This window comes from Ruegeria sp. K5 (genome assembly GCF_056531805.1).
On record NZ_JBQFML010000001.1, the window covers coordinates 1,475,472 to 1,492,261 of the forward strand.

Here is a 16,790-nt window from a genome sequence, read left to right on the forward strand (position 1 = left end):
TACCGTGCATAATTTTCCTAAGCCCGCAAGATTTTTCTGAATGGAGCAACAGATGGACGGACAATTCCCGGACACGCCAGTTTTGCAAAAGGTCAAGGAGCTGCTTGGCCCCGAAGGTTTTGCCCAGACCTTTGCCCCGATCGAAGAGGCCAGCGGGCTGCCCAATGCCGCCTATTGGTCTGACGAATGGCTGGCGCTTGAGAAAGAGCACTGTTTTCGCCGGTCCTGGGTGTTTGCGGGTGCGGCGACCGAATTGCCCGAACCCGGCGACATGAAACCGTTGGAAATCGGAGGTGCCCCGCTGATCATTCTGCGCGATCAGGATGGGGAAATTCGGGCGCTGCACAATGTCTGCCGCCATCGCGGGCTGAAACTGGTGACGGAACCTTGTAAGAGATCAACCCTGACCTGCCCCTATCACGCATGGGTCTACGGGCTGAACGGCAAGCTGCGGGCGCGGCCGCACTTCAGCGGGCCTGACGTGACCGACCGGTTCAAGGATGGTGGCGGCGACAAGCTGGATCTGGTGCCGGTGCGGTCCGAGGTCTGGAACGGTTGCATCTTCGTCAACGTCTCGGGCGATGCCGAACCGCTGCAGGAGTGGCTGGCACCGATGCTTGAACGGACGCTGGGATATGACTTCACGTCGATCCGCTGGGCGGGCAAGATCGATTTCGAGGTCGAGGCCAACTGGAAGCTGGTTTATGAAAACTACATGGAGGGCTATCACGTCTTCTCCGTGCATCCCAAGCTGCTGAAATTCGCGCCGATGAACGTGCGCTGGTCCGGCGAATGGGACCGGCATGTGTTCTATAACGACTATATCTTCCCGGAACTGGGCGAAGGCCGAGGCGACCGCCTGCCCCACTACTCCGGCCTGTCGGACCAGGATGCCAAACGGGGCCTCTGGTTCCTGTGCTTCCCGCATTTCGCCGCCGAAGTCTTCCCCGATCAATTCACCGTGCTGGTCAGCTATCCGATTGCCCCGAACAAAACCCGCGAAGAACTGCATGTCTTTCTGATCGGCGATGCCGCCACCTCGGACGACCATGCCGAGGCGCGGGCCGAACTGATGCAGATGTGGGACGATCTGAACCGCGAAGATCTGGGCATGCTGGAACTGTTGCAACAGGGCCGCCTGTCCCCGGTTTACGACGGAGGACGCCTCAGCCCGCATTGGGAAGGACCAACCCATGATTTCGGCCGCCGGGTGGTCGAGCGGATTTTGACCTGAGCCGCCGTCGCTGCCGGGCAAAAGTCACTTGTCGCCCTTATGGCGGGTTTGTCGGCGCAACAAGATCGGTCAGACCTTCGGTTGCCGTATAGCCTGACAGGCACGCCACCGCCGCGCGCATCCCGAACCTAAGGCTGCTTTGAATGGGCCAATCCTCGTGCAGACCATGAATGACACCGGCGGCAAAGGCATCCCCCGCGCCGACCGGGCTGATGATCTGGTCCACAGGAATGGGGTCCGGTTCAATCGAATACTCTGCGTCATTGCCACACCAAACGACCTGTTCTGGAGAATGCAGAACAACGGCCTTTTTCACACCGCCCGCCTTCAAAGCGCGGGCAGCCTGCATCATGGCATCGGCGGAACCGGCCACAGCCACTCCGGTCGCCTGCTCGGCCTCTTGTTCATTGGCAAACAGAACATCAATCGAGGGCAGCGTGGCTTCGACCACATCCCTGAACCTGTCCGACTTGAACGACACGAGGTCAACGCAGGTTTGAATGCCCTTTGCCCGAGACTTTGACAAAACCTGTGCCGCAACGGTTTCGCCACCGGGCAAAATGACGTCCAACTGATCAAGCAAGGTCAGGTAGCCAAGATACAGCAGCTTGACGCCAGACTCTGACAGGTGGTCGATATTGATCGATGATGCATCCAGATGGCTGTTGGCTCCCGGATAGTGAAAGAAGGTCCGGCTATCGCCCGGAACGTTCATCACGTGGGTTTGGGACGTGGCCGCTTGCGCCGTTCGCTGCAACCCGTCCAATGGCAACCTTGCCTCTTTACACAGGCGCAGGACTTCGTCTCCCAACGCTCCGGCGCCTATAAGACCGATTGGCCAAATCGGGTAAGACACCTTCATCGCCTTCAAACCCAACGCGACATTTGCCGGACCGCCTCCAAGGCCCACATGCTGCGCTTCAATGCGCGCAAGGTCCGATTTCTCGGGCCAATGCGAAATTGTGTGAACCGTGTCCAGGATCCAGTTGCCCGCACAGGCAACGCCTTGTCTTTCAACCTTCTTTTGGACGTGCTTGGGCATGAAAACCACCTGATGGAACCGGGTTCTGACGGCAACATTACCCGATCTTTGCCCAGATCATGCCTTTCAAGTGGCTTCTGTCGCCTGATGCCGTTGTTGGATGGCGGTTCTAACCATGGGTTCGGGTCTTGTCGGGATCATAGACCGGGCTGGACACCAGCAAGGCCGATGTCTTCAAACCGTCGCCCGTCACTTCGAGTTTGGTGCCAATCGCAAGGCCCGGCCTGACATGCGCCAACGCAAGTGATTTTCCCATCCGATGCGAGAAACACGGGCTGTTGATTACACCCACATCCTCGCCGTTCAGAAACAGTGTTTCACCGCCCGCAACCATGTCCGGGTGGTCGATATCGAGGCAAACACTGCAGACCTTTTCGTTCCCCCTGGCCGCCAACACGGCCGCCCTACCCCGAAAGTCGCCTTTGGTTGTGCTGATCGTAAACCCCAACCCAACTTCCCACGGCGTGTTTTCTTCGGTCATGTCGTAGCCGTAAAACAGCAGACCGGCCTCGATCCGAACCTTGTCCAGCGCAGTGAAGGAACAGGGCATCACGCCCGCATCGACCAGTTTGTCCCAGATGTCCCCAATCACTGCGCCATCCGCAAAAACCTCGTACCCGCGTTCGCCGGAATATCCGGTGCGCGAGATCCGGCAGGGATGGCCAAACAGATTTGCGGTGGCGTGTTCGAAATAGGCCAACCCGGTCAGGTCAATATCCGTATGGGCGTTCAGAATCTCCAGCGCGGTCGGACCCTGCACCGACAGGTCATGCAGATCGTCGGTAAACTCGACCTCGACGTCGCGCCCCTTGGCCGACGCCTCAAGCAAGGCCATCGTGTCGCCCGAGCCATGCACGATCATCCATTCGTCCCCGCCATTGTTCGACACGATCGCGTCGTCCGCGATCCCGCCCTGATCGGTCAGCACGCACAGATAGGCCGCCTTGCCCGGTGCAAGTTTTGATAGATCGCGCGTAGTCAGATGATCCAGCGCCGCCTGCGCATCGGGGCCGCGCACAAAAACCTTTTTCAGCGGCGACATGTCAAACATGCCTGCCCGTTCCCGTACCGCGTCATGTTCATCATTGGGGTCGGTGTCATAGGTCCAGGCGGTGCCCATGCCGTTCCAATCCTCCAACCCCGACCCAAGCGCCCTGTGTCGGGATGCCAGGGCAGATGTTCGGCTGAGCTCTTCGGTCATTTTCGGTCCTTTCTAGTGCCATTCATCCGGCATTGCCGCCTTGCGTTCGGAAACGAACGCCTCAAGCGCGGCGCGAATACCGGGTTTCATTTCAGGGTGTTGGTAGTCGTCCAGCATCTGCCGCCAGCGGGCCGAGGCGCGCTGATCCGCCGTCAACGCACCGTTCTCGATCCAGGTCTCGTACGGGCCCGCATCCGCGATCTGCGGCTCGTAATTGGCCGAGGTGTAGTGGCGCAGCGTGTGACTGGTCGACAGGAAGTTTTTGCCCGGCCCGGTCTCGAAATAGGCATCGCGGCCAAATGCCTCGTCATCGGTATCAAACCCCTGCAACAGTTTCAGCATCGCGCCGCAGTGGTCGAGATCCATGATGAATTTCTCATAGGACATCACCAGCCCACCTTCGAGCCAGCCCGCCGCGTGCCAGACCTGATGCGCCCCCGACAACAGCGTCGCCCACATCGCGCCAACACTGTCCTGCATCGCCTGCCCGTCCGGTGCGTTTGAGGCCGTGATCTGACCGCCGCCGGACCGCACGGGCACGCCAAGCCTGCGGCCCAGCTGGCCAAGCGCCATGGTGGTCATGTTGGCCTCGGGCGACCCGAAGGTCAGCGCACCGCTGCGCAGGTTCATTGTCGAGTGAAACGAGCCGAACACCACCGGGCAACCGGGCCGGACAAGCTGCGCCAGCGCAATCCCCACCATCGCCTCGGCCAAAGTTTGCGCCGCCACAGCCGCGGGGGAAAGCGGCCCCATGGCTCCGGCGAAGATCGCTGGTGAAACACAGACGCACTGGTTCGCCTCGGCATAGACGCGCAACGCGCCGGACATGGTGTGATCGTAGATCAGCGGCGAGTTCACGTTGATATTGGCCTGCATCACCGCATGGCGATCCATCATGTCGCGCCCAAAGACCAGCCGCGCCATTTCGATACTGTCCTGGGCGCGCTCTGGTGCGGTGACTGACCCCATGAACGGTTTGGTCGAAAGGGTCAGATGCGCCAGCATCATGTCCAGATGGCGCTTGTTGACTGGCACATCCGTCGGCTCGACCACTGTCCCGCCGGAATGGTGCAAAGCCTGAGAGCCATAGGCAAGCTTCACGAAGTTCCGGAAATCCTGCAGCGTGGCATAGCGCCGGCCGCCCGCCAGATGGCTGACGAAAGGTGAGCCATAGCCGGGCATCAGCACCACATTGTCACCGCCCAATGTGACGGTGTGCTTTGGGTCGCGGCCATGTAGCAGGAATTCTTCGGGGGCGGTGGCACACAGCGCGCGCGCATGACCCGGCTCGAACCGCACCCGCTCACCTTCCACCCGGGCGCCCGCCTCGGAGAAGTAGGTCAGCGCCGTCTGGTCGCCGCGAAACTCGACCCCGATCCTGTCCAGAATCCAGTCTGCCTGATCCTCGATCCGGGCAAGCGCGGCTTCGTTCAGCAATGCGTATGGCGGAATCTTGCGTCCCTGAAACGGCTGAACCTGGGGCGGCGCGCTATGGCGCGACAGACGCCCGCGACGCATCCTGCCGCGATCGCCTGACAAACCCGATGGGTTCAACCTGCCCAACGACATCCCTCCGACCAGTAAGAACAGAACCAGCTATGCATGGCGATCAGGCTTTGAAAATCGAGTTTTTCTTTCCCATGCGTTCAAGAATTTTGTACGAAAAACTATGCGCACCCTGTTCCGTCATCACGATCTTCTCAGGCAGTTTGTCGAAATAGCCCGCTACCCAAGTTTCTCTGACGCCGCCGAGGCGCTCAACATGACCAAGGGGGCCATCAGCTATCAGATCAAAACGCTGGAAGGTGATCTGGGCATGGCCTTGTTTCGGCGCACGCCGCGCGGGGTGGTTTTGACCGGCGAAGGGCTAAAGGTCCTGGCCGCCTGTCAGACGCATTACGAGGGGATCGAGGCCGGATTGCTTGCCCTGAAGGGCACAACATCGAAAACCCTGACTGTGGGCGTTTCGACCTATTTCGCGGCACGCTGGCTGTCGCCCCGGCTGATGTCCTTCATGCAAAGCCATCAGGACGTCCAGCTGCGAATTCAACCCATGGTGCAGTTCTCGGGGCAAGAGTTGCAGGATGTCGATCTGGCCATTCGCTGGGGCAACGGAAACTGGCAGGACGGCGTGGTCACGCCTTTCATGCCCATCCGATCGTTCCCAGTTGGCAATGCGGAAGCCGCGCAACTGGTCGCTCAACTGGGCATCGGGAACGCAATCTCGCGTTTGACACTGCTGCGGGATCGCGACGACAGCAACGCCTGGTCCGAGTGGTTGACCCTGGCGGGCCTGCCCCTGCAAACCCGGCGGGACGCGCTGATCGTGCCGGACCCGAACGTGCGGGCGCAGGCTGTGATCGACGGTCAGGGCATCGCCTTGATGGATGATCTTGTCAGCGACGAATTGGGCACTGGCAGATTGGCCCGGCTGTCAGATATTGTGCTGTCCGACTACGGCTATTTCCTGTTCAGACCGCATCACGTTGTTGAGACCGAAACGGCGCGGCTGTTTTCCGATTGGTTGCAGGGTCAGACCTGAGGGGGCGTTTGCACTGGCTGGGATGAGAAGGCCATTCTCTGGCACCAAAGGTTCGGACTATTGCCGCCCTTTAGCCGGGAAAAATGGGCCGCCGAAACCGGCGGCCCATATCTTTATGCCGCGTTATTCGGCGGCAACTTCGTCGTTTACGGTGCTTTTCACACCCGCGGCCTGGCGTTTGCCGTCCTTGTAGATCGCCTTCAGGACCGAGATGCCCATCAGAACCATCACAAGGCTGAACGGAAGTGCTCCGATCACCATGGCCGTCTGGATCGCCGACAAGCCGCCCGCGATGATCAGACCGCCGACAACCAGCGCCATGGCAACACCCCAGAACAGGATATGCGGGCGGGCTTTCGGGCCTTCGTCACCGGCTGCGTTGATCGTGTTGATGATCAGAACGCCCGAGTCCGCCGTAGTGACCAGATAGGTCAGCAGCAGGACCATGACGACCAGGGACATGACCCAGGCCATACCTTCGCTCAGCATCACGCCCAGCATGGCGAACAGCTGATCCGCCTGACCGGCATCCAGAATGGCGCGGTTGGCGTCGCCGTTCAGTTCCAGATCAATGGCGGTACCGCCAACCATCGAGAACCAGACAAAGCACATCAGGCCGGGGATGAACATCGCGCCGATCACGTATTCACGCACGGTGCGACCACGCGAGACGCGGGCAAGGAACAGACCCACAAACGGCGCGAATGCGATCCACCACGCCCAGTAGAAGATGTTCCAACCACCCTGCCAGCTGGCCAGCTGATCGGCCACCGAGCCTTCGACGCCATCGCTGCTCCAGACGTTGAACAGGATCCATGGCAGGTTGGTGATATAGTCGAAAATCCCGACAACCAGCGCCTGCAGACCAAAGAAGGTCGAGCCGAAGATCAGGAAGAAGGCCAGCAGGAAGAAGCTGAGGCCCATGTTCAGGTTCGACAGCCACTTGATGCCTTTGCCCACACCGGACAGCGCCGACAGGGTCGAGGCGCCCATGATCACGAACAGCGAGAAGATGATCGCCGCCTTGGACACGGTGCGCGTTCCTTCGGCATCCACGGTGTAAAGCCATTCGCCAAAGCCGATCCGGTACAGGCCGGACACGAACTGATCGACGCCAAAGCCCAGCGTTTGCGCCATACCCAGAATGGTTGCGACAACCGCCACAACGTCAACCAGGTGGCCCAGCGGGCCGGACAGCGCCTTGCCGAAAATCGGGGTCAGACCCGACCGAATGGTCAGCGGCAAGCCACGACGGTACGAGAAATAGCCCAGCGACAGACCCACAACCGCGTAAGAGGCCCAGGCCGCCACGCCCCAATGGGTAAATGACCAGATATAGGCGTCACGGACGTTGCCCAGCGTTTCGCCCTCGGTCAGACCCATGATGGTCGAGGGGTTGGATTTGAAGTGGTAGATGGGCTCGGCTGTTGCAAAGGTCAGCATCCCGATACCGATCCCGGCACCGAACATCATCGAAAACCATGAGAAGTTCGAAAACTCGGGCTTGTCATCGTCCAGGCCCAGTTTCAGCCGTCCCGATGCGGGCCAGACCGCCAGCGCCAGACAGGTCAGCACGTAGAACGCCATGGCGTAGACGTACCAGTAGTTGAACGTGGACAGAATGAACGAGTTTATCCCGCCAAGAAAGGCAGCAGCATTATCAGGGAAGGCCACGGCCCAGATGATAATGATGCCCACGATCAATTTGGCCGAGACGGTTACGTCCTTTGTAAACCCTCGATAAAAGCCGCTATCTGCGACCTTAATGGGCAGATCCATTAGGGGTGGTTTCATATTTCTCCTCCTGTAGACTTAGTTTTCTTAGTTGCTGGCTGATGGGCCCGCCGCATGGAAGCGACAGGTCATCAGCCGCGCGCGTCATCCGAGCTGCACAAAAACGTGACCGTTTTCGATTTTGACGGGATAGGTTTTCAGGTCCTCGGTACAGGGCGCGGACAGCGCCTTGCCGGTGCAGATGTCGAACCGTCCGCCATGCAGCGGGCACTCGATCACGCAGTCGATGACCAGACCGTCCTCAAGGTGCTGTTCTTCGTGGGTGCAGTGGCCATCGGTGGCAAAGAAGCCTTTTTCGGTGTTGTAGATCGCATAGGTCTGACCGCCGTGATCCCAGCGGATCAGGTCTTCCTCGTCGATGTCATCGGTGCTGCACGCTTCAATCCAGTTGCTCATGTGCCTAGACCTCTTTCGTCATCAGTTCTTCTTCAAAGGGATACCGCGACAGGGTGATTGGACCGCTTTCCGTGACCAGCACCATGTCTTCGAGCTTCACGCCCTCGACCCCGCCAACCTCGCCGATATAGCTTTCGACGCAGATCACCATGCCGGGCTCAAGCTCGCCGTCATAGAATTCCGGGTGGTCGGGGGAATGCAGGATCACCGGCCATTCATCGGCCATGCCCAGCCCGTGCATCATGCAGGGGTAAGGCTGATCGCCAAAGCCCGCAGGCGGCAGGTGGCGGTTCAGCGCGATGTCGGAATAGGCCGCACCGCTTTGAACCAGCTTGGTGTTTTCCATCACCTCGGTATGGGCCATGGTATACAGGCTTTTCTGATAGTCAGACGACCGACCCGGCCCGCAGCGGAAGGCGCGTGAAATATCGGCGCCATAGCTGAACGGCCCGACCATGCCGCAATCGAACACCACCAGATCACCGGCGCGGATCATGCGCGATGATGCCTCTTGCTGCCACGGGTTCGTCCGCTCGCCCGAGGCCAGCAGGCGGTAATCCAGCCATTCACCGCCACCCTCGATCAGGGCCGACCACATATGTGCCCACAGTTCCTGCTCCATCACGCCGTTACGCAGGTTGTCGCGCATCCGGGTCATGCCATCCTCGGCCACCGCAATGGTCAGGTTCATCGCCAGAATTTCCTCGGGCGATTTGATCTTGCGGGCATGGGCCAGAACCGGGGCAACATCCGACACAGTGTGGCCCTTGTCGACCAGCGCCTGCTCGGCATGGAAACCGGCGCGTTCGATGGAGATTTTCCGTTTGCCCGGGCCGCAATGTTTCTGGATCAGATCATCCATCTGATCGGCCCATTTGCGCGTCCATTCGTCATGGCGCGGACCTGCGAACATATAGGAAAGCGGCAGCAGATCGTCCCGGATCTCGTCGATGGTCTCCAGCGTGCTGCCTGTATTCCGACCCGGTTCCGAGTCGAAATACACCACCGGCCCCTCGGCGGGCATGAACAGATACCCGGCCTGAATATGCATCTGGAACAGGGTACAATTGCGCACGCCGGTGGCGTAGCGGATCGACAGCGGCTCGACCAGAATGATCGCATCAAGGCCTTGCGCCCTGATCTGTTCGCGCAGCCGGTTCTGGCGATACCGGCGCATCCGGGGCACGTCGATCATCCCTTCGGTATCGACGGCCTGCATCGGGGGGGTGATCCAGGCGGCTTGTTCAAGCGTCAGCGGCTGGGGCTTGGCGGCGAAGGCCTGGCTATAGTCGGTGGCGTCGTTCATTGATGGGTCGGCGTCCATTTATCGAGGGCTTCGAGGAATTTCTCTTTCTCGCCCGCATGCATTGAGATGTTGGTTTGCGGATAGGGGAAGTTGCCCGCCGTGACTTCGCGGTGGTATTCACCCAAGGCGGCCACGCGTTCTTCGTGGATCTGCTTGTGCAGACGGCCCACCTGTCCAAAGGCATAGGCGTGTTTCGGCGGCTTGTCCTCTTCGCTGGCCTCGCCACAGATATCCGCCACAAAGGAAAAGATCGCGTCGCCCGCCATGCCGGAGCCCAGCGAGAAGGTGACGACCGAGGTTTTGTCGTTCACCGCTTCCAGCACTTCTTCGGCCAGACATTCGACCTCGACCGCGAAGACGCCGACATCTTCCATGCGTTTCAGCGTGTTCCAGACCTGTATCGCCTCATCCGCTTTGCGGCCAAAGGCGCGCAGGCCGCCGCAATGGTGGCTGAAGGTGGGGATCAGGCCGATATGGCTTTGCACCGGGATGCCGTCGCTGGCCATACGCTCCATCACGTCGAAGGACCGCAGGGTATAGTACATATCCGCCCCGCGCCGCATCGCCTCATAAGCGTGGGCGACGATCTCATCATCTGATCCGAACTGCGCCCAGCTTGAGCCCGCGCCGGTGAAATGCGCCGGGGCCAGTTCGCGCACATCTTCCATCTGATCGGTGCCGACCACGAACAGGTCAATCCCCGCCTCGACACAGGCGGTGATCTGGTCCCGGTCCGCCGGGTTCGCCATCGACAGCTTTTTGCCCGACCCCTTGAGTGCCTTGAGGTCCGCAACCGTATAGTTGCGGACCGCAGGGTTACGACTGAAATCGTAGATGCGCTTCATTTACATTGTCCTTTCCGCGACACGCTCGATCGGCCCGCCGCTGGTGATCATATGAGGGGCCTGCCGGATGGAACCCGCCTTGGTCGACAGGCCCAGCGAACGGCGCAGCGTGACCACGAAGACCTCCCAATTGGTGCGCAGGAAACCGGGATCGGGTTCGGGCAGTTGGTCCTGCACCGCCTCGGCCAGCTTGGGCAGGGCGTGGAACGGCACCTGCGGATAGAGGTGATGTTCGACGTGGTTGTTCATGTTCATGTAGAGGAAGTTCGCCAGCCAGTGCCCGCGGAACGACCGGGTGCTGTCCAGGATCGAGGGCGAGTTTTCCTGCAATTCCACGTGCTGGATCAGAGTGAACAGCAGCATGACGGGTGCGCCCATGATACGTGGGATCACGATGAACCAGACGGGCCACCAGATGCCAACGAAGGGAGCCACCGCGATCAGCGCATAGATCGCCAGCATGATCCGCGCGTTGCGGGTCATCTTCGCGAACTCGTTCTCGGGCGTTACCATTTTCATGGTGTCGGTGTAGTGACCGATGGCCAGATGCCAGAACACCTGCATGTGAAAGCGCAGCAGACCAAAGCCGGTGATCTCGGTCATCCAGCCGCCGAACCCCATCGGGGTGTCGAACGGCATCTGGCTGTCTTTGCCCACATGCCATGTATGCGTGTGGTGGTTGGTGTGGGTGTAACGCCGGTGCAGCGGCTCTTCCATGTACAGCAGCGAAGTGACCCACAGCACGGTCTCGTTCAGCCAGCGGGTGCGGAAGGCGGTGCCATGCGCCGCCTCGTGGCTGAAGGAATAGGCGGGCACGGTCAGCACGATGCCATGCACGAACACGGCGGGCCACATCCACTGCGTCCCGAGGCTCAGCCAGACCAGCACACCGGTCAGGCCAAGAGCCACCGCCCATTTGGCCAGATAGATCAGACCCGGACGATCAGACCGGGCAGCGATGGATTTCAGGGTCTTCTTGTCCAGCTTGACGCCGGAAGAAGCCGCATTCGTTGGGACGTAGTCTGGCATGATCTCAGCTCGCGTAGTCGTCGTTTTCGTGGTCCAGAATGGCTTTCAGTTCGGCCAGATGGCGTTCAGCCTGACCGGGATAGTCTTCCAGTTCCTGTGCGGTTTTCTCGGCGATCTCGTCCGACAGGACGCGCAGCGGCACGTTGCATTGCAGCGCGCGGACATAGGTCTCGGCGGCGCGCTCGAAGTAATAGAGACGGTTGAACGTGTCCGCGACGCTGTCGCCCATGACCAGAACGCCGTGGTTGCCCATGATCATGACCTTTTTCTTCGGGTCCTGCAGGGCGGCGGCGCAGCGCGCGCCTTCGTCGTCGAAAGCCAGCCCGCCGAAATGCTCATCGACCACATAGCGGTTGAGGAAGGTCGCGGTGTTCTGGTCGATCGGCGGCAGGGTGCTGTCGGCCAGACAGGCCAGAACGGTGGAATAGATCGAATGCACATGCATCAAACAGCGGTGATGCGGGCAGCCGCGATGAACCGAGCCATGCAGCCCCCACGCTGTCGGGTCCGGGGCGCCTGGACGGTCCAGCGTTTCGGGGTCGTTCGCATCCAGCAACAACAGGTCCGACGCCCGGATGCGGCTGAAATGCATCTGATTGGGGTTCATCAGAAACTGGGTTCCGTCCTCATTGACCGCCAGGGAAAAATGGTTGGCGACCGCCTCATGCATGTTCAGCCGCGCCGTCCAGCGGAACGTTGCCGCCAGATCCGCCCGTTCCGCCCAGTGTGATAGGTTTTCGCTATGCGCGGTTTGCAGCATTGGCCCTCTCCTCCTGAATTCAAAAAGAGATGCCTCAGGATGGGCTTTGGTGACAAATGATGAATCTTTGGCTATACTATTAGAAAAATTAATGGAGTGATCGCGAATGATCGACCCGGCCTCGGGCCTTCCCCCGTTGACATGGCTGCGCGCCTTTGAAGAAAGCGCCCGTCATCTGAACTTCACCCGCGCGGCCAATGAACTTGGGCTGACGCAATCAGCGGTCAGCCAGCATGTGCGAAACCTCGAAGCTTATCTGGGCCGGGACTTATTTATCCGCAAAACCAGAGTGTTAGAGCTGACCGAGGATGGCGCGAACTATCTGCCCAGCATTCGCGAGGCCTTTGCCCTGATCGCCAGCGGGACCCGTGCCTTTACCGGCTCTCCCAGCGGCGAGATCGTGCGCGTGCAATGCAACATGGCGTTTTCCGTCTTCTGGCTGACCCCGCGCCTGCACCGGCTTTATGCGCGCTATCCGTGGCTTGTTCTCGATATTGTGACCCCGATCTGGGACCCCGAGCGTCACGCATCACAGGCGGCGATGGAAATCCGGTTTGGACGGCCCGAGGAAATGCTCGAGTCCGCCGAACGCTTGTCCACCGACAATTTCTTTCCGGTCTGCACACCCGGCTATCAAGGCGGGAACATAGACCTGAATACGGCGGTTCTGTTCGATTGTGCCGGAACAACCGGAACATGGGATGCCTGGAGCAAGGCCAGCAACATCCCGTTCAGCAGATCCGGAAATGTCAATCTGGCCTCGACCTACGTGATTTCGATCACGGCGGCGCTCAACAATGCCGGGATGGCGATGGCCCATGATACGTTGGTGTCCGATCTGCTGGCAAAGGGGCAGTTGGTCCGGCCTTTCGAGGCGTCGGTCAAACAGGTCGAAGGGTATTACCTTCTCCCTCCGTCCCCGCATGCGATGACCCCAGCGCGCGAGACGTTCCTGAACTGGCTGCGCGAGGAAACCGAAAAGCCATGATTGCACGCCTTGGGACTCTGAACTGGCAGAAGAGGACGGCTTGGCATAATAAGGGCTGACCCTGATATATGAATTGATCGGAGTTTGGTGTGACAGATACGGAAAAGGCGTATGAAGCGCTGGAGGCGATGGTGGTTATCGGCCAGCTAACCCCCGGCGGCCTGTATACCGAACGCGAATTGGGCGAGATGTTGAACCTTGGGCGCACTCCGGTCCGCGAGGCGCTGCAGAAGCTGGCACATGAAGGTATGCTCGAGGTTCAGTCGCGCCGCGGCATTCAGGTTCCGCAGATCAGCGCGGGCGATCAGCTCAAACTGCTGAAGGTCCGCCGCGCGGTCGAGGCAATCTGTGTCGAATCCGCCTGTGACAACGCCTCGGACCATCAGCGCAAGGAACTGGCCGCGCTGGCCGACGACCTGCCCCGCATGGCGCAAAATGTGGAAAACCGGACCGATTTCCTGAAAACCCTGCGCACGGCGCATGAAGCACTGACGGATGCAGCCGAAAACCCCTATCTGATCCGCGCGATGCGCCCGGTTCAGGGCCTGTCGCGACGGTTTTGGTTCTTCAACGCGACCTTTGACGATTATCAGAAGGCCGCCGGTCTGCACGCCGCGATTTTGCGCGCCGTCAGCTCTGGCGACCGGGCGGCGGCCTGCGCTGCGTCACATGCGCTGATCGATTACCTTGAAGAATTTGCCAGGGCGACCATCGACTTGCGCCCTGCCATGGGCTGATCGCGGTACGCCTTGGTCAGCCGCCGTCCAGAATGCTTTGGCGCCAAACGACGGCCCCAAGGCGCATTCCGAGACGGCACCGAAGGCGCGGTTACAGGCGCGCGCCCTCTTGGTTCAGAAGGGTGCGGATATCGGCACCCTTGATGTCGCGGATGGCGATGCCTTCGTTGATCGACAGATCGGTCGCCAGCGCGGCAGCGTGGCCATAGCCAAAGCACTGCGCGGTCACCCGGGCCGAGGCCAGCGCCTCATGCTCGGCCGACAGGCAGCGGCCCGCGACGATGATGTTTTCGCCCTGCACCGGCACCAGCGTGCCATAGGGGATTTCGTAGGTGTCATCGAACAGCCACTCGACCTTGGGCTTGGTGCCGGAATGCAGCTCGATCGGCCACGGTGAGGCGGCGATGGCGTCGGGCGATTTGCCCCGGCCCAGCACATCGTCATTGGTCAGGGTGGCGATGCCGGTCACGGTGCGGGTCTGGCGGATGCCGATCTCGACCCCGGTGTCGTTGACATAGCCCTCTTCGCAGCCCGGAATGTGCTGACGCAGGAAGTTCGCGTATTCGCGCACCTGCAGGCGGGCGACCAACTCGCCCTCGGAATGGTCAACCGGGTTGGTCACATCCAGATCGCGCCCGTCAAAGCCCAGAATGCGGGTGGCGTTGATCATCAGCTCGCCCGGGCGGGTGGTCGGGAAAATCCAGATCTTCTTGCGCGGCAGGCGACGGCCTTCGTTGTCGGCGGCGATCAGCTTGTCGATCACCTTTTGCGGGCTGATCGTATCCTCGCCCCAGTAATCACAGAACCGATCCACGTCGATGCCGCCCATGCGGAAGATCATGGTCGGGTTCTGGATTGCGCCGTTGTTGCCCTTGGTGGTGGCAAAACCGGCACGGTGGATCACGTCACCATCCCCCGACGCGTCGATGATCCGCTTGGCCCGCACCTGCGTCAGCCCGGATTTCGAGTTCACGATGACGCCGCCAAACGCGTCGCCTTCCATCAGCACGCCGACGACCTGCGAGTGATACAGGATCTGAACGCCCGCCTCGCGCAGGAAACCGTCGGCAACCTCGCGCCAGACCAGCGGGTCGTGGGTGACGGTGAAGGTCTTGCCATAGCGCTGCGGCCCGCTGACGCCATTGCGGCTTTCCAGCGCGGCGCGGAATTTCTCGGCCCATCCAAAGACCACCTGCTCGGGCGCAGCCTTTTCGTTCTCGGTCGACTGGAACATGCCGCAGATCGTGCCGGACAGGCCCGCCACGGCCCCGCCGCCACAGAACCCATAGCGTTCGATCACCAGAACCGAGCGCCCCTTGCGCCCCAGCGTTTCAGCCGCCGCAACACCGGCGGCCCCACCGCCGACGACAACAACATCGACATCGGCGAACACGGGAAGAGTGCTGTCCGCGCTGTCCTTATAGGTGCTCTGCCACTGCGATTCAAAGCTGGCCATCTGCGGTCTCCTCTACAACTGACTGCCATTTGGGCGGTGATCGATTTTTGGCGCATTAACTGATATATCTATTGATCGTCAATAGTCTTTGACATAGTTGAGTAGAGCGTAGGAACGCAATTCAACCTCAACCCCCGCATCCGAGGGCGCGCAAATGGCTGAAATGACAGAAGATCGTTTTGGTAAGATCGAAAGAATCCAGGTCTATGTGGTCAAGACCGGAATCCCCAAATTCTCATGGTCGCCGACCATACCCGCGCTGCTGACGACCAATACAATCGCCAGAATCACCACCTCGGACGGGTATGAGGGTGCGGGCGGTGTGTTTTCCTGCACCGAACATGATTTCGACCGCGCCGTGGCCGAAGGGATGCGCCCGCTGCTCAAAGGGCTGCTGGGCCGTGCAGCGCTGCGCCGCGAGGATATCTGGAAATGGATGCAGCTGCGCCGCCTGTCGATCCCCAACACCTCGATCGCCGGGCTGGACATGGCCATGTGGGATCTGGCCGCGAAACGGGCGGACATGCCGCTGTATATGTTCCTCGGCGGCGCGCGCGACCGGGTCAAGGCCTATGCCTCGACCCAGGTTTTCGACGGGCCCGAGCCTTATGTGGATCTGATTGACGAGCTGCGCGAACAGGGTTTTGGCGCGTTCAAATTCCACTATAAATGCGAGCCCAACGCCGATATCGACATGATGCGCGCGGTCCATGCCGCCCATGGCGACAAGGGGCTGGATTTCATGTTCGACGCCGACGCCTATTACAGCCACAAGGGCGCGCTGAAAGTGGCCCGGGCGATGCATGAAATGGGCTATGTCTGGCTCGAAGCGCCCTTCCCCGATCACGATCTGGACGGCTATCGCGAGCTGCGCCGCCGCACCGAACTGCCGATCCTGCCGGGCGGCAACACCATCGTCGACCTGCCGAACATCGCCCACGCCATGCGGCACGATTGTTGGGACGGGGTGCGCATCGACGCCACCACCGCAGGCGGCATCACGCCGTCGCGCAAGGTCATGGCACTGGCCGAGGCCAACAACTTCAACGTCGAGTTCCAAAGCTGGGGCTGTGCCCTGTCGATGGCGGCGAACCTGCACCTGATGCTGGCCTATGACAATTGCGACTATTTCGAAATGCCGGTGCCCTATGCCGACTTTCAGGTCGACGCGCTTGGCCGGATCGAGGTTGACGCTGACGGCTATATCAACGCCTCAGGCGGTGCCGGGCTGGGTCTTGAGATCGACTGGGATGAGGTCGAAGAGATGTCGATCTGCAAGATCGAGGTCCATAGCTGAGCGTTAGCAACCGAGACGTCGGCTTGCTGCGAAACCCATTGCGGCAAGCCGGTCCCAAAAACCATCCAGCGGCCAGTCGCGCCCAGACGGCCATCCGTCGGGGCGAAGGATGCAAGCGTCATAAAGCGCTCCTTTCGCGTACGGGCTGATAGGCGGGCTGAGT

The 16,790-nt window shown here is 60.5% G+C and carries 15 protein-coding genes; 5 read left to right on the top strand and 10 right to left on the bottom strand.

What is annotated here, in order from left to right; translation table 11 throughout:
• Nucleotides 1–52: 52 nt before the first annotated feature.
• Entirely contained in the window at nt 53–1,234 is a 1,182-nt protein-coding gene (locus tag ACR0MO_RS07255; RefSeq protein WP_170622562.1) for an aromatic ring-hydroxylating oxygenase subunit alpha, read from the top strand.
• Between the two features lie 37 nt (nt 1,235–1,271).
• Here the strand turns inward: ACR0MO_RS07255 and ACR0MO_RS07260 are convergent, their stop codons facing one another.
• From ACR0MO_RS07260 to ACR0MO_RS07270, 3 genes are all read right to left on the bottom strand, one after another.
• On the bottom strand, nt 1,272–2,276 hold the full coding sequence (locus tag ACR0MO_RS07260; protein ID WP_480890437.1) for a carbohydrate kinase family protein: 1,005 nt from the start codon (nt 2,274–2,276) through the stop codon (nt 1,272–1,274).
• Between the two features lie 109 nt (nt 2,277–2,385).
• The gene (locus ACR0MO_RS07265; protein ID WP_480890440.1) at nt 2,386–3,477 is read right to left on the bottom strand and encodes an aminomethyl transferase family protein; all 1,092 of its coding nucleotides are present in this window, start codon (nt 3,475–3,477) and stop codon (nt 2,386–2,388) included.
• A 12-nt stretch (nt 3,478–3,489) separates the two neighbouring features.
• Entirely contained in the window at nt 3,490–5,040 is a 1,551-nt protein-coding gene (locus ACR0MO_RS07270) for a trimethylamine methyltransferase family protein (RefSeq protein WP_480890443.1), read from the bottom strand.
• Nucleotides 5,041–5,146: 106 nt separating this feature from the next.
• On the opposite strand from ACR0MO_RS07270, the gene ACR0MO_RS07275 reads away from it, so the two are divergent.
• Nucleotides 5,147–6,019, top strand: coding sequence for a LysR substrate-binding domain-containing protein (locus tag ACR0MO_RS07275; RefSeq protein WP_170622558.1), 873 nt, complete (start codon nt 5,147–5,149; stop codon nt 6,017–6,019).
• A gap of 123 nt (nt 6,020–6,142) precedes the next feature.
• On the opposite strand, the gene ACR0MO_RS07280 is transcribed toward ACR0MO_RS07275, so the two are convergent.
• The 6 genes from ACR0MO_RS07280 to ACR0MO_RS07305 all read right to left on the bottom strand — a co-directional run bounded on the left by ACR0MO_RS07280 (nt 6,143) and on the right by ACR0MO_RS07305 (nt 12,149).
• Complete coding sequence (locus tag ACR0MO_RS07280) at nt 6,143–7,813, bottom strand: BCCT family transporter (protein WP_480873386.1); 1,671 nt, start codon at nt 7,811–7,813, stop codon at nt 6,143–6,145.
• Between the two features lie 84 nt (nt 7,814–7,897).
• Nucleotides 7,898–8,209 carry a non-heme iron oxygenase ferredoxin subunit gene (locus tag ACR0MO_RS07285; protein ID WP_480584181.1) on the bottom strand — a complete coding sequence of 104 codons (312 nt, stop codon included), beginning with the start codon at nt 8,207–8,209 and terminating at the stop codon, nt 7,898–7,900.
• Nucleotides 8,210–8,213: 4 nt separating this feature from the next.
• On the bottom strand, nt 8,214–9,515 hold the full coding sequence (locus ACR0MO_RS07290) for a M24 family metallopeptidase (protein WP_480890446.1): 1,302 nt from the start codon (nt 9,513–9,515) through the stop codon (nt 8,214–8,216).
• Nucleotides 9,512–10,360 (bottom strand): 3-methyl-2-oxobutanoate hydroxymethyltransferase, encoded by an 849-nt coding sequence (locus ACR0MO_RS07295; RefSeq protein WP_170622555.1) that lies wholly within the window; start codon nt 10,358–10,360, stop codon nt 9,512–9,514. Before ACR0MO_RS07295 ends, ACR0MO_RS07290 begins: the two co-directional genes overlap by 4 nt.
• A complete protein-coding gene (locus ACR0MO_RS07300; RefSeq protein WP_480890449.1) occupies nt 10,361–11,389 on the bottom strand; it encodes a fatty acid desaturase in 1,029 nt (342 codons plus the stop codon).
• A 4-nt stretch (nt 11,390–11,393) separates the two neighbouring features.
• Complete coding sequence (locus ACR0MO_RS07305) at nt 11,394–12,149, bottom strand: class II aldolase and adducin N-terminal domain-containing protein (RefSeq protein WP_480890452.1); 756 nt, start codon at nt 12,147–12,149, stop codon at nt 11,394–11,396.
• A gap of 106 nt (nt 12,150–12,255) precedes the next feature.
• On the opposite strand from ACR0MO_RS07305, the gene ACR0MO_RS07310 reads away from it, so the two are divergent.
• Together ACR0MO_RS07310 and ACR0MO_RS07315 are read left to right on the top strand one after the other, a co-directional pair.
• The gene (locus ACR0MO_RS07310; protein ID WP_170630591.1) at nt 12,256–13,137 is read left to right on the top strand and encodes a LysR family transcriptional regulator; all 882 of its coding nucleotides are present in this window, start codon (nt 12,256–12,258) and stop codon (nt 13,135–13,137) included.
• An 89-nt stretch (nt 13,138–13,226) separates the two neighbouring features.
• Nucleotides 13,227–13,874: a GntR family transcriptional regulator gene (locus ACR0MO_RS07315; RefSeq protein ID WP_170622551.1), complete on the top strand. Its 648-nt coding sequence runs from the start codon at nt 13,227–13,229 to the stop codon at nt 13,872–13,874.
• A 91-nt stretch (nt 13,875–13,965) separates the two neighbouring features.
• Here ACR0MO_RS07315 and ACR0MO_RS07320 read toward each other — a convergent pair whose 3' ends face one another.
• A complete protein-coding gene (locus ACR0MO_RS07320; RefSeq protein WP_480890454.1) occupies nt 13,966–15,330 on the bottom strand; it encodes an FAD-dependent oxidoreductase in 1,365 nt (454 codons plus the stop codon).
• A gap of 154 nt (nt 15,331–15,484) precedes the next feature.
• On the opposite strand from ACR0MO_RS07320, the gene ACR0MO_RS07325 reads away from it, so the two are divergent.
• The gene (locus tag ACR0MO_RS07325) at nt 15,485–16,627 is read left to right on the top strand and encodes a mandelate racemase/muconate lactonizing enzyme family protein (protein ID WP_480890457.1); all 1,143 of its coding nucleotides are present in this window, start codon (nt 15,485–15,487) and stop codon (nt 16,625–16,627) included.
• The last annotated feature ends 163 nt before the right edge of the window (nt 16,628–16,790 follow it).